The following is a 12320-nucleotide window of genomic DNA, read 5'->3' on the forward strand; positions in this document are numbered from 1 at the left end:
AACAAGCGGTACATATTATGCAGCAATCTCAGACCCTGCAACAGGATGCGAGAGCGCTTCAAGATTAACAGTTGATGTGAATGTAACAGATCCAGCAACACCGACAACAAATGCTGCAGCACAGACTTTCTGTACAGGAACAAATCCAACAGTTGCAAATATTCAAGTGAATGAAAGCAATGTAGTTTGGTACACAACTCAAACAGGAGGAACAGCTTTAGCTTCAACAACTGCACTTACTACTGCAACTTATTTCGGAGCAATTAAAGATCCAGCAACAGGATGCGAAAGTAGTGTAAGATTGCAAGTAGCTGTAACAGTTGGTAATACAATAAATCCAACAACAAACAGCACAGCACAGACTTTCTGTTCTGCAAATGCACCGACAATTGCAAATATTCAAGTAAACGAAAGCAATGTAACTTGGTTTACAGCTTCAACAGGAGGAACTGCACTTCCAGCAGGAACAGTGCTTACTTCTGGAGTATATTTTGGAAATATTGTTGATCCAGCAGGATGCGAAAGTTCAACTCGATTACAAGTTACTGTTACAGTAGTTGATCCAAGTGCGACACCAACTACTAACGATACAACTCAAGACTTCTGTACATTAAATTCACCAACAATTGCCGATATTCAAGTAAATGAAGCAAATGTCGTGTGGTACAGTACAGCTACAGGAGGAACAGCACTTCCTGCAACAACAGCTCTTGCAACAGGTGTATATTATGGAGCAGTTTCTAGTGCGATTGGTTGCGAAAACCCTGCTAGATTGGCAGTAACGGTAAGTGTTAATTCACCAGGTGTAATTACAACGCCAAGAACAAATCAGACATTCTGTTTATCAGCTTTACCAACTTTAGCTAATATTTTAGTGAACGAACCAAATGTAGTTTTCTATACTAGCGCTACAGGAGGAACACCATTAGCAGCAAATACTCCGCTTACTGCAACAACTTATTATGCAGCTGCTTTGAGTAATACAACAAATGGTTGTGATAACGGACCAAGATTAGGAATTACAATTGCATTCGAAAATGATGCTGCAGTTCAGCTTACTACTACAGATGATACACCGTGTGTATTCAAAGGAGTGACCTATTCAATTGCAAATGGAAAATCTAATTATGTTTGGACTATTAACGGAGGTACTATTATTTCAGGCGGTGGTACAAACGACGGATCTGTAACCGTTTCTTGGTCAGACATTGGTCCAGGAACTGTAACGGTGGCTTATGTTAACAATTGTGACGAAAGAACTATGAAGACTTTAAATGTTACTGTAGCAAGCTGTTCAGATTTAACGATTACTCATACGGTTGATAATCCAACTCCGAATTTTGGTGATCAGGTAACATTTACGATTACTGTAAACAATGTAGGTGAAGGAGACTTTATCAATACTCTTGTTAGTGATTTACTTCCTAGCGGTCTACAATTAGTGAGCTCATCTGCAACATCAGGAACGTATGACCCAGCAACACAGCTTTGGACAATCCCAACGTTAAATGCTGGTCAGAGCGTCGTATTGACAATTGTTGCAGAAGTATTGCCAAACGGTACTTATACAAGTGTAGCAACCGTAGAAACTTCAACTCCATTAGATGTTGATGCATCAAATAATTCAGCTTCGGTAACATTAGTGCCAATTTGTTTAACGGTTTACAATGAGTTTACGCCAAATAATGACGGTAAAAATGATTTGTTCAGAATAGACTGTATTGAGTCTTATCCAAACAACGAACTGAAAGTATTTAACAGATACGGAGCGTTAGTGTATAGTAAAGCACATTATGAAAATGATTGGAACGGAACAGCAAATGTATCCGGTGTAATTAATAGAGGAGATATGCTGCCAACAGGTACTTATTTTTATGTGATAACCATTGGAGATGGAACGGTTAAAAAAGGCTGGTTGTCTATCATGAGATAACCCACTTCTATTAATCATCTAATTAATTAAACTAAATAAGTATCGTTATGAAACTATATATAAAATCATTAGAAACATATTTCATTTTAATATGTTCTTTTATTACGGTTTGCGCTTCGGCACAGCAAGATCCCGAATATACGCAGTATATGTATAACACTATGGCGGTAAATCCAGCGTATGCTGGATCTACCGGAACCATAGAAGCAGCACTTTTATACCGTTCTCAATGGGTAGGAATGCCTGGTGCTCCAGAAACACAATCTTTCTCAGTTCATTCTCCGCTTAGAAATGAAAAACTAGGAGTAGGTTTAAGCGTTGTAAATGATAAAATTGGACCTTCAAATGAACTGTATCTTGATGGAAATTTCTCGTATTCGCTGCCTCTTGGTTACGAAAAAAGATTAGCTTTTGGTATTAAAGCTGGTACAAGAATGTTAAACATCGATTGGTCTAAAGGAAGATATTATGATGAAGACGATGTTTTGTTAAATCAGAACATTAACAATCAGATGAAACTAGCAGTAGGAGCTGGAGTTTACTATTATACAGAAAAATGGTATGTAGGATTTTCTATTCCGAGTTTTATTCAGAATGATTACTATGACGATGTTCAAGAGTCTATTAATTATGATCGTATGCATTACTATTTAATGGGAGGTTATGTTTTTGATTTGAATCCAAATTTGAAATTTAAACCAGCATTTTTAGTAAAAGCAGTAAGCGGTGCGCCACTTACAGCAGATATATCGGCAAATTTCATGATTCAGGAAAAGTTTGTTATAGGAGGAGCATATCGAACAGATGATTCGGTAAGCATATTGGCAGGTTTTCAAATCTCACCAAGTTTCTTTCTTGGATATTCTTTTGATTACACTGTAAGCCAATTGAATAAATACAATGATGGTTCACACGAATTCATCTTACGTTATCAATTTGTGCAAAAACAAAGTAAAATTAAATCTCCTCGATTCTTCTAAAAACAAAACTTATGAGAAAACTATATATCCTATGTTTAATTTTGAGCGTTACGTTTAGTTTCGCTCAAAAAACTAACTTGAAAAAAGCGGATGCTTTGTTTAGAAGCTTTTCTTATTCGGATGCTTCCAAGGCTTATGAAGAATGTCTGCAAAACATAAAAGATCCATCAGCGCAAACTTTGAAGAACGCAGCAGATTCTTATTATTTTATTTCTGATTCTAGAAATGCACTCAAATGGTACAGAAAGTTGTATGAAGTGCAAGGAAATAATCTGACTGATATTTACTATTTGCGTTATATCCAATCTATGAAAGCTGTTATGGATTATGATGAGGCAGATAAAATGACAAAAGAATATTTAGATAAAAAAGGTGATAAGGCAGAGATTAACAGATATGTTGCCCAAAAGAAATACATGGACAGCGTAGCAAAGGCAAAACCTCTTTATACCATTAAAAATTTAGATATCAATACCAGTAAATCAGATTTTGGAGCTACTTTTTTTAAAGACAATGTTGTGTTTACATCGGCTCGTGATACGACAAAGTTTAGTGAGAAATTGTATACTTGGAATAATCAGCCTTTTCTTAATCTGTATATCGCAGAAAGAAATCCGGCAGACGGAAGTTTATTCAATGAGACCGTTTTTCTTCCGAATATAATGACGAGGTATCATGAAGCAACAGCAAGTTTTGACAGTCAAGGAAAAACGATTTATTATTCAACCAATATTGTAAAGAAAAACAAATTGGTTGTTGACGAAGCTCGAGTAAATAACTTTCAGATTGTAAAAGGATCGATTGTCAACAATAAATTGGAAAATCCAGAGAAAGTATTTTTTGACAGCGATGATTATTCTGTAGGACACCCTTCACTAAGTGAAGACGGAAAATTGCTTTTCTTTGCTTCAGACATGCCAGGAGGACATGGAGAAACAGATCTTTACATGGTAAAAATTGCGGAAGACGGTACAATGAGTTCGCCTCAAAATTTAGGTCCAAATATCAATACAATTGGTAATGAAGTGTTTCCTTTTTTTCAAAATGGAGTTTTGTACTTCTCTTCTGATGGACATTATGGCTGGGGAGATTTGGATGTTTATGAAAGTAAGCTTCAAGCAGACGGAACTTTTTCAACGCCAAAAAACCTTGGAGCGCCAATTAACAGCAATAAAGATGACTTTTCTTTTATAATTGACACAACAGATGCTTATGGCTATTTTTCTTCTAACAGAGAAGGAGGTAAAGGAGATGATGATATTTATTCTTTTACAAAAGGAAAACCAATTTGCAACCAAAGTATTTCTGGAATGGCAATAGATCGCAAAACGAAAAAGCCATTAACAGATGTTACCATAATGGCGTACAACTCTTTTAGTGAAGTTTTGGGCGAAACCAAAACAAATTTTGATGGAAAATATGCTATAGAAGTTCCTTGTAATAAAGTAGTAAAAATGATTGCCGCAAAACCAAATTACAGCAGCGACGATAAAACAGTAGAAACTACTGGCCAAAACGGTGGCGAAATAAAAGACGTAAACTTTGAGTTGAGCAATTATGATGATTTGGTTGTGAAAAAACAAGGAGTAGAAAAAGTAGATGTAAATCCTATCTATTTTGATTATGACAAATATGACATTACGCCAAAAGCAGTAGAAGAATTAACCAAAGTGGTCTTCATTATGCAGAAATTCCCAAATATCAAAATCAAAATTGAATCTCACACAGATTCACGCGGAAAAGACGCATATAACCTGAAACTTTCAGACAATAGAGCAAAATCAACACGAGATTATATCCTTTCGCAAGGCATAGATGCTTCTAGAATTGAAAGTGCAATTGGTTACGGAGAGACCCGTTTAATTAATAAATGTAAAAATGGTGTAAAATGTTCTGAAGAAGAGCATCTGTTAAATAGACGTTCAGACTTTATCATTATTCAAAAATAATTTTATATTTTCGCTGTAAGGTATTGATTTTCAGTTAAAAATATAAAACGTTGAAACCATTTGGAAGTTGGTTTTTTTAATTCTTTTTTAAGAATAATGGACAAGGAGGAAATCAGATTGCATGAATTTGCAATCTGATTTTTGATTTTCTAAAACTTTTATTTTTTCTGCATTGGAACAAAAATAAATTCTAATTTTGATATTCAGTTTTTCATTACAATAATCTGCAATATTTTACTATTTATGAGCATTCAAGAGACCATTCAAGCATTACGAAATGAACTTAATCAGCACAACTATAATTACTATGTGTTAGACAATGCTACAATTTCAGATTATGATTTTGATATTAAGCTGAAAGAGCTTCAGGATTTAGAAAATAAACATCCGGAGTTTTTTGACGAAAACTCACCAACGCAAAGAGTTGGGGGAGCTGTGACCAAAAACTTCAAGACGATTGCACATCAGTATAGAATGTATTCTTTAGACAATTCATATTCTAAAGAAGATCTTTTAGATTGGGAAAACCGTATTCAGAAAGTTTTAGGAAACGTTAGTTTGCAGTACACTTGCGAATTAAAATATGATGGAGCTTCAATAAGTATTACCTACGAAAATGGAAAATTAGTTCAGGCGTTAACACGTGGAGACGGTTTTCAAGGTGATGAGGTAACAACTAACATTAAAACTATAAAATCGGTTCCTTTACATTTAAAAGGAAATTATCCAGATAAATTTGATATCCGAGGAGAAATTATTCTGCCATTTGCTGGTTTTGAAAAAATGAATCAGGAATTAATCGAAATTGGCGAAACACCTTATTCAAATCCAAGAAATACAGCTTCTGGAAGTTTAAAATTGCAAGATAGCGCTGAGGTTGCCAAACGTCCGCTTGAATGCTTGCTGTATTTTGTAACGGGAAACAATCTGCCGTTTAAAACGCAATATGAAGGATTAGAATCGGCTAGAAGCTGGGGATTCAAAGTTCCGAAAGAAGCAAAATTAGCCAATAGCATGGATGAAGTTTTTGACTTTATTGATTATTGGGATGTGCACCGCCATAATTTGCCTTATGAAACTGATGGTGTTGTAGTAAAAGTAAATAGTATTCAGCATCAGGAAGAATTAGGTTATACAGCAAAATCACCACGTTGGGCAATTGCATATAAATTCAAATCAGAACAGGTTTCGACCAAATTAAAATCTATTTCGTATCAAGTCGGAAGAACGGGAGCTATAACACCAGTTGCCAATTTAGAGCCTGTACAACTTGCAGGAACTATTGTAAAGAGAGCTTCTCTTCATAACGCCGATCAGATTGAAAAATTAGACATCAGAATAAATGATACGGTTTTTGTTGAAAAAGGAGGAGAAATCATTCCAAAAATCATTGCGGTAGATTTAGAGAAACGACCAGAAGATTCAGAAAAAACGCATTATATTACACATTGTCCTGAATGTGAAGCAGAATTGGTTAGAAACGAAGGAGAAGCCAATCACTATTGTCCTAATTTCTACGGATGTCCTCCACAAATTATTGGAAGAATCCAGCACTACATTTCAAGAAAAGCAATGGATATTGAAGGACTTGGAGGAGAAACGGTTGCACTATTGTTCAAAAATGGTTTAGTGCACAATTACGCAGATTTGTATGAGTTGAAAGTTGAAGACATTCTGCATTTAGAAAGAATGGCTCAAAAATCAGCAGAAAATTTGGTAAATGGAGTTCAGAAATCAAAAGAAATTCCGTTTGAGAGTGTTTTGTTTGCACTTGGAATTCGTTTTGTAGGAGAAACTGTGGCGAAAAAACTAGCAAAACATTATAAAAATATAGACGCTTTGAGTCAAGCCTCTTTAATGGATTTAGTTTTAGTTGATGAAATTGGAGAAAGAATTGCCAAAAGCGTTATTGAGTTCTTCGAAAATGAAGAAAACAGAAAAATTATTGATCGATTAAAGAGTTATGGAGTTCAATTTGAAATTGAAGAAAAAATAAACCCAAATGCTACCGATAAATTTGCTGGAAAAACTTTTGTGGTTTCTGGCGTTTTTAGTCAGTTTTCTAGAGACGAACTAAAGAAAGCCATAGAAGATAACGGAGGAAAAGTAGGAAGCTCAATTTCTGCAAAGACAGATTTTGTAGTGGCAGGAGATAATATGGGGCCGGCAAAACTGGAAAAAGCAACAAAGCTAAACATCACCATATTGTCTGAAGAAGATTTTATAAACAAATTAAATGAAGCCGAATAAACCGTCATTAATTTTGTTCTTTCTGGCACTGTTTTGTACGATCATTTTTGATTGGACAAAAGAGGAGTTTTTTGCGACCTATGCAAAAGCTATTGTTCTTCCTGCGATTTTTATTTATTATTTAATCAGCAGTGAGTTTCAAATCAGAAAAACAGAAGGTTTAATTTTCTTCTTTTGTTTTGTTGGGCAAGTTTATGATTTAATGGATGTAGAAAGTTCTGAAATTGGAGGAGTACTCAGTTTTCTAATTGTCTATTCTCTAATCGTGACCATATTTATTCGGGAACACGAAAGAATAAAACTAACCAAACGGGATATTTTGCCTATTTCTATCGTAGTAGTTTTTATTGTCTATTTATTGATCTCTGTTTTAAGTCTGCAGCTTGACAGTATGAGAAAATTTATTACACTTTATACTGTATACGGAATCGTTTTGAGTGCACTGAGTTATTTCTGCTTTGTCAGCTACATTACAAAAGGGACACATATGGCTCTTTTGATGTCTCTTATGGCAATAAGCTATATCTTCTCTGATATCTTTTATATTTTTAATGAGTATTTCTCGTATTCGGTTGTTCTAGTCCTAATACGAGATACAACTCAAATTCTAGCTTATTTCTTTATGGTAGAATACTTTTTAGAAAAAGCTAGAATTCAAAAAAAGACTATACCACAATAGTGGCGCTTTGGTTTGTATGTGCTTTGTCTTTATCAAAATAAAAGTCAATACGGCCTAAATTAATTCCGTAACATCCCACTTGATTTACCAGAACATCTTTTCCAATTTTGTTTTTCACAACAGTTGGTTTGTCTAAGAAGGTATGTGTATGTCCTCCAATAATTAAATCAATATCCTGAGTTTGTCCAGCAAATGTCAAATCACTAATTTTTGTTGGCTCATCTTTATACTTATAGCCTAAATGCGAAAGACAAATAACAAGATCACATTTTTGTTCTTGTTTTAAAAGTTTTGTCATATCCTGAGCAACTTCAACAGGATTATTGTAAACCGTTTCTAGATATAATTTTTTGTCTACTAAACCTTGAAGTTCAATTCCCACTCCAAAAACACCAACTTTAATTCCGTTTTTATTAAAGATTTTGTACGGTTTAACATGCCCGTCCATAACCGTGTTTTTAAAATCATAATTAGAGTTGATAAAGTCAAAAGTCGCATGCGGAAGCTGAGCATATAATCCGTCAAGACCATTGTCAAAATCGTGGTTTCCAATTGTTGAAGCATCATATTTCATCATGCTCATCAATTTAAACTCCAATTCTCCTCCATAATAATTAAAATACGGAGTTCCTTGAAAAATATCTCCAGCATCTAATAAAAGCACATTCGGATTTTCTTTACGGATAGCTTCAATTAGTGTTGCACGACGAGATACACCGCCCTTATTAGGATTACGTGGATCATCGGCAGGAAAAGGATCAATGTGGCTATGCACATCGTTTGTATGTAGAATTGTTAGATGTTTAATATCGTTGCTTTCAAAACTGCTTAAAGACAATCCTAAACTTAATAGGGCAGTACTTGCTGCTGTTTTTTCGATAAACTCTCTTCTTTTCATTTTATATATTTTTTTGCCAGAGGCGCTATGTCGTTTTAATTTTTTTTTAGCCACCAATTTCACGAATTAACACGAATTGGTTTTTCAATCATTTAAAAAATTGTGCAAATTGATGTAATTCGCGGCAAACTCTTTTATTCTTCTGTGATTCTGATATTTTTTGGAGCAACAACTGTGTCTACTTCTTTAAAATAATCAATCAGCACATCTCTAAGTTTGTAGTTTAAGTCAAATTTTTGAGTGCTTTTTGCAAAGAAAGCCATGCTGTCTCCGCCATTTGCTAAATAGTCATTTGTGGCAACATAATACGTTTTGTTTAGATCGAGTGGTTTGCCTTGCACCATGATATCCTTTGCTTTATTGTCTTTTGTAATAGTAAAGGTCATTCCAGACAATGGTTGAGGTTTTTTCTCCTTAATAATATATGCTGTAATATCTAAAATCTGATCACCTTTTAGAGCCATCACAACCAAACTGTTTTCAAAAGGCATAATTTCAAAAGCTGTTCTGGTTGTAACATTTCCTTTAGGAAGGATGGCACGAATACCGCCATGATTTAAAAGACAGATATCAATATCTTTCTTTTCTCTAGCATTAAAAACAAGGTTTCCTCTTTGCACACAAACATCTGCCATTAAGCTTCCAATGCTAGTTTGCCATTTCCCTGTGCTTTTGTCAAGAGTTTCTGGACAATACGCCAATACATTATCTAAATCTTTATTAATATGATCGCGATAAGGTTTAATAAAGTTTTCAATTTCAGGAGTTTCTCCAGCCTTTTCGGTAACTGGAACTTGTTTTCCTTCAATTTTAGTTAAATTGTAGTTCTTCGTACTACAAGAAGAGATTGAAAAAAGTGTTAAGAATATAACAAAAAGTTTTAAAAATCCGTTATACTTTTTTAGTTTTACCATTTTAAATGCAACTTAAATAATTAATTTTGTAATCTAGTAAAAGTACTATGTTTTTAAATTATATAAAGGAATTTTTTGTAAAAAAATCATTAAATGTCAATTTAAATAATGAAAAAAGCGAAGTATTTACTAAAAACGTTCAAACAATTGGTTTATTGATAGATGAGAGCACTTTTGAATCTTCAGAAGCGTTAATTAAGGAGATAACACTCCACGGAATTGCTTTAGAGAATATAAAAGTTCTTGCTTACAGAGAAAAATTCAAAGAAAAAGAGAGCTATGTTCGCCCAACTTTTGGTAAAAAGCACATCAATTGGAATGGCGAAATTACAGAAGATTTTGTGAATGAATTTTTAGATTCAAAATTTGATCTTTTGCTGAGTTATTACGATGTTGAAAATGTTTTTTTGATGTTGGTAACCAGCAAATCAAAAGCTAAATTTAAAGTCGGATTTTCTGCTGTAGATCAAAATCTGAATCGTTTGATGATTAATACAGGATTAGGAAACTATAAACTGTTCGTTTCAGAATTGTTTAGGTATTTAAAAAATATAAAATAAATTATAATTAATAATATGCAATCATTAATAGGAACTGGTGTTGCGCTTGTAACGCCATTTAAAAAAGATTTTTCAGTTGACATTGAAGCTTTACAAAGAATTGTAAACTTTTCTATAGATGGCGGAGTGGAGTATCTTGTTGTAATGGGAACAACAGCAGAAAATGCAACTCTTACGGCAGAGGAGAAAGAATTGGTTATAAAGACTGTAATCGATGTGAACAAAGGAAGACTGCCTTTGGTTCTTGGAGTTGGAGGAAATAATACTATGCAGATTGTAGAAGAGTTGAAAACAAGAGATTTTTCGGCTTTTGAGGCAATATTATCTGTTTCACCTTATTATAATAAACCAACACAGGAAGGAATTTATCAGCACTTTAAAGCAATTGCTGAAGCTTCTCCAGTTCCAGTAATCCTATATAATGTTCCAGGAAGAACGGCAAGTAATATGCTTCCTTCAACAGTGGTTCGTTTGGCTAACGACTTTAAAAACGTAGTAGCAATTAAAGAAGCTGCTGGAGATATGGCTCAAGCTATGCAGATTATTAAAAACGCGCCAAAAGATTTCTTGGTGATTTCTGGAGACGATATGCTGGCGTTACCTATCGTTTTGGCGGGAGGAGCAGGCGTTATTTCTGTAATCGGACAAGGTTTTCCTAAAGAATTTTCAGAAATGATTCGTTTAGGATTAAATAAAAAAGCAGCAGACGCCTACAAAACGCATTACTTTTTATCAGACAGTATCGATATGATTTTTGAGCAGGGAAATCCAGCTGGAATCAAACAAATTTTCCAAGCACTTGGAATTGCTGAGAATACTGTTCGTCTACCTTTAGTTTCTGTTGATGAATCTTTAGCGACAAGACTAAATGACTTTGTAAAAAACAGCATTAAATAATTGTTAAAGTGTTAGTATTTTAAGATACTAAAAAATTATTTTGCAGTAGCTAAATTAATAACTAAATTTGCCACCGAAACTTCGGTGCGATTTCACTTTGGCATAATTGTCTGAGAGATTGTAATAACAGTAAGAAAATGAAAAAAACACTATTGCTTTTAATTGTTGTAACTCTTTTTTATTCTTGTGGAGAATATCAAAAAGCGTTGAAAAATGAAGATGTTGCAGCAAAATTTGAAATGGCAACCAAAATGTATGATGCCGGTAAATACACAAAAGCGATTCGTCTTTTTGAGCAATTAGCCACTTCTTACCGAGGAAAGCCTCAAGCTGAAAAGCTGTTTTACATGTTTTCGCAATCGTATTATAAAACGAAACAATACTATTTGGCTGGTTATCAGTTTGAAGCTTTTGTTTCAGGTTATCCACGAAGTGAAAAAGTGCAGGAAGCTGCTTTTTTGGGAGCTTATAGCTACTCTAAGTTGTCGCCAGTTTACAGTTTAGATCAGGCAGATACAGTAAAGGCATTAGAGAAATTACAAGCTTTCATTGATAATTATCCAAACTCAGAATACATTCCTCAAGCAAATGAGGCTGTACAAAAGCTAAATGGTAAATTGGAGAAAAAAGCATATGAGAATGCTAAAGGATACAATACAATTTCAGATTATAAATCGGCACTAATTGCTTTTGATAATTTTATCGCTGATTTTCCTGGAACACCTTTCAAAGAAGACGCATTGTTTTATAAATATGATTCAGCATATAAATTGGCAATTAACAGTATTCCTTCAAAAATGGAAGAACGTTTGCATGTTGCGCAAACAGCTTATGCTAATTTGATGAAATTTAAAAGCGATACAAAATACAAAGAAAAGGCAGACGAGATGAATGCCAGAGTTGAAACAGATTTACAAAAATTTACTAAATAAAATAAAGTCATGGATTTAAAAAAGACGAATGCTCCTGTAAACACAATAACTTACAACAAAACAGTTATTGAAGAGCCAACAGGAAATGTGTATGAGGCAATTACCATTATGGCTAAACGAGCAAATCAAATTAATTCAGAGATTAAAAAAGAATTGACTGAAAAATTAGAAGAGTTTGCTACTTACAATGATAGTCTAGAGGAAGTTTTTGAAAATAAAGAACAAATTGAAGTTTCTAAATTTTACGAAAAATTACCAAAACCACACGCTTTAGCTGTTCAGGAATGGTTAGACGGTAAAACTTACCACAGAAGTTCAAACAAATAAT

General features: G+C 34.0%; 11 protein-coding genes. 9 read left to right on the forward strand and 2 right to left on the reverse strand.

Annotated features, from left to right (window positions below):
- The 5 genes from DM397_RS06870 to DM397_RS06890 form a co-directional block, all read left to right on the forward strand.
- A partial coding sequence (locus tag DM397_RS06870; RefSeq protein ID WP_162615471.1) for a T9SS type B sorting domain-containing protein occupies nt 1–1933 on the forward strand: 1933 nt, incomplete at its 5' end.
- Between the two features lie 47 nt (nt 1934–1980).
- Complete coding sequence (locus tag DM397_RS06875) at nt 1981–2913, forward strand: PorP/SprF family type IX secretion system membrane protein (protein WP_111376830.1); 933 nt, start codon at nt 1981–1983, stop codon at nt 2911–2913.
- An 11-nt stretch (nt 2914–2924) separates the two neighbouring features.
- Nucleotides 2925–4862, forward strand: a complete 1938-nt coding sequence (locus DM397_RS06880; protein WP_111376831.1) for an OmpA family protein — start codon at nt 2925–2927, stop codon at nt 4860–4862.
- A gap of 243 nt (nt 4863–5105) precedes the next feature.
- Entirely contained in the window at nt 5106–7112 is a 2007-nt protein-coding gene (gene ligA / locus DM397_RS06885; RefSeq protein WP_111376832.1) for an NAD-dependent DNA ligase LigA, read from the forward strand.
- Nucleotides 7099–7791, forward strand: a complete 693-nt coding sequence (locus DM397_RS06890; protein ID WP_111376833.1) for a hypothetical protein — start codon at nt 7099–7101, stop codon at nt 7789–7791. Before ligA ends, DM397_RS06890 begins: the two co-directional genes overlap by 14 nt.
- Here the strand turns inward: DM397_RS06890 and DM397_RS06895 are convergent.
- Together DM397_RS06895 and DM397_RS06900 are read right to left on the reverse strand one after the other, a co-directional pair.
- Nucleotides 7778–8689: a bifunctional metallophosphatase/5'-nucleotidase gene (locus tag DM397_RS06895; RefSeq protein WP_111376948.1), complete on the reverse strand. Its 912-nt coding sequence runs from the start codon at nt 8687–8689 to the stop codon at nt 7778–7780. The genes DM397_RS06890 and DM397_RS06895 overlap by 14 nt on opposite strands.
- A gap of 134 nt (nt 8690–8823) precedes the next feature.
- Entirely contained in the window at nt 8824–9603 is a 780-nt protein-coding gene (locus DM397_RS06900) for a 5'-nucleotidase C-terminal domain-containing protein (protein WP_111376834.1), read from the reverse strand.
- A gap of 47 nt (nt 9604–9650) precedes the next feature.
- On the opposite strand from DM397_RS06900, the gene DM397_RS06905 reads away from it, so the two are divergent.
- The 4 genes from DM397_RS06905 to DM397_RS06920 all read left to right on the forward strand — a co-directional run bounded on the left by DM397_RS06905 (nt 9651) and on the right by DM397_RS06920 (nt 12319).
- Nucleotides 9651–10163: a DUF6913 domain-containing protein gene (locus tag DM397_RS06905; protein ID WP_111376835.1), complete on the forward strand. Its 513-nt coding sequence runs from the start codon at nt 9651–9653 to the stop codon at nt 10161–10163.
- A gap of 15 nt (nt 10164–10178) precedes the next feature.
- Nucleotides 10179–11060 (forward strand): 4-hydroxy-tetrahydrodipicolinate synthase, encoded by an 882-nt coding sequence (dapA, locus tag DM397_RS06910; RefSeq protein WP_111376836.1) that lies wholly within the window; start codon nt 10179–10181, stop codon nt 11058–11060.
- A gap of 137 nt (nt 11061–11197) precedes the next feature.
- Nucleotides 11198–11992: an outer membrane protein assembly factor BamD gene (locus DM397_RS06915; RefSeq protein WP_111369722.1), complete on the forward strand. Its 795-nt coding sequence runs from the start codon at nt 11198–11200 to the stop codon at nt 11990–11992.
- 9 nt (nt 11993–12001) lie between these two features.
- Nucleotides 12002–12319 (forward strand): DNA-directed RNA polymerase subunit omega, encoded by a 318-nt coding sequence (locus DM397_RS06920; RefSeq protein ID WP_008463064.1) that lies wholly within the window; start codon nt 12002–12004, stop codon nt 12317–12319.
- Nucleotide 12320: the final 1 nt, after the last annotated feature.

It is taken from the genome of Flavobacterium nitrogenifigens (assembly GCF_003254565.1).
GTDB lineage: Bacteria > Bacteroidota > Bacteroidia > Flavobacteriales > Flavobacteriaceae > Flavobacterium > Flavobacterium nitrogenifigens.

Coding starts and splice junctions, on each gene's coding strand:
- DM397_RS06905 (WP_111376835.1), top strand. CDS start 9,651: ATGTTTTTAAATTATATAAAGGAATTTTTTGTAAAAAAATCATTAAAT.
- DM397_RS06895 (WP_111376948.1), bottom strand. CDS start 8,689: ATGAAAAGAAGAGAGTTTATCGAAAAAACAGCAGCAAGTACTGCCCTA.
- DM397_RS06880 (WP_111376831.1), top strand. CDS start 2,925: ATGAGAAAACTATATATCCTATGTTTAATTTTGAGCGTTACGTTTAGT.
- DM397_RS06890 (WP_111376833.1), top strand. CDS start 7,099: ATGAAGCCGAATAAACCGTCATTAATTTTGTTCTTTCTGGCACTGTTT.
- DM397_RS06875 (WP_111376830.1), top strand. CDS start 1,981: ATGAAACTATATATAAAATCATTAGAAACATATTTCATTTTAATATGT.
- dapA (WP_111376836.1), top strand. CDS start 10,179: ATGCAATCATTAATAGGAACTGGTGTTGCGCTTGTAACGCCATTTAAA.
- ligA (WP_111376832.1), top strand. CDS start 5,106: ATGAGCATTCAAGAGACCATTCAAGCATTACGAAATGAACTTAATCAG.
- DM397_RS06900 (WP_111376834.1), bottom strand. CDS start 9,603: ATGGTAAAACTAAAAAAGTATAACGGATTTTTAAAACTTTTTGTTATA.
- DM397_RS06915 (WP_111369722.1), top strand. CDS start 11,198: ATGAAAAAAACACTATTGCTTTTAATTGTTGTAACTCTTTTTTATTCT.
- DM397_RS06920 (WP_008463064.1), top strand. CDS start 12,002: ATGGATTTAAAAAAGACGAATGCTCCTGTAAACACAATAACTTACAAC.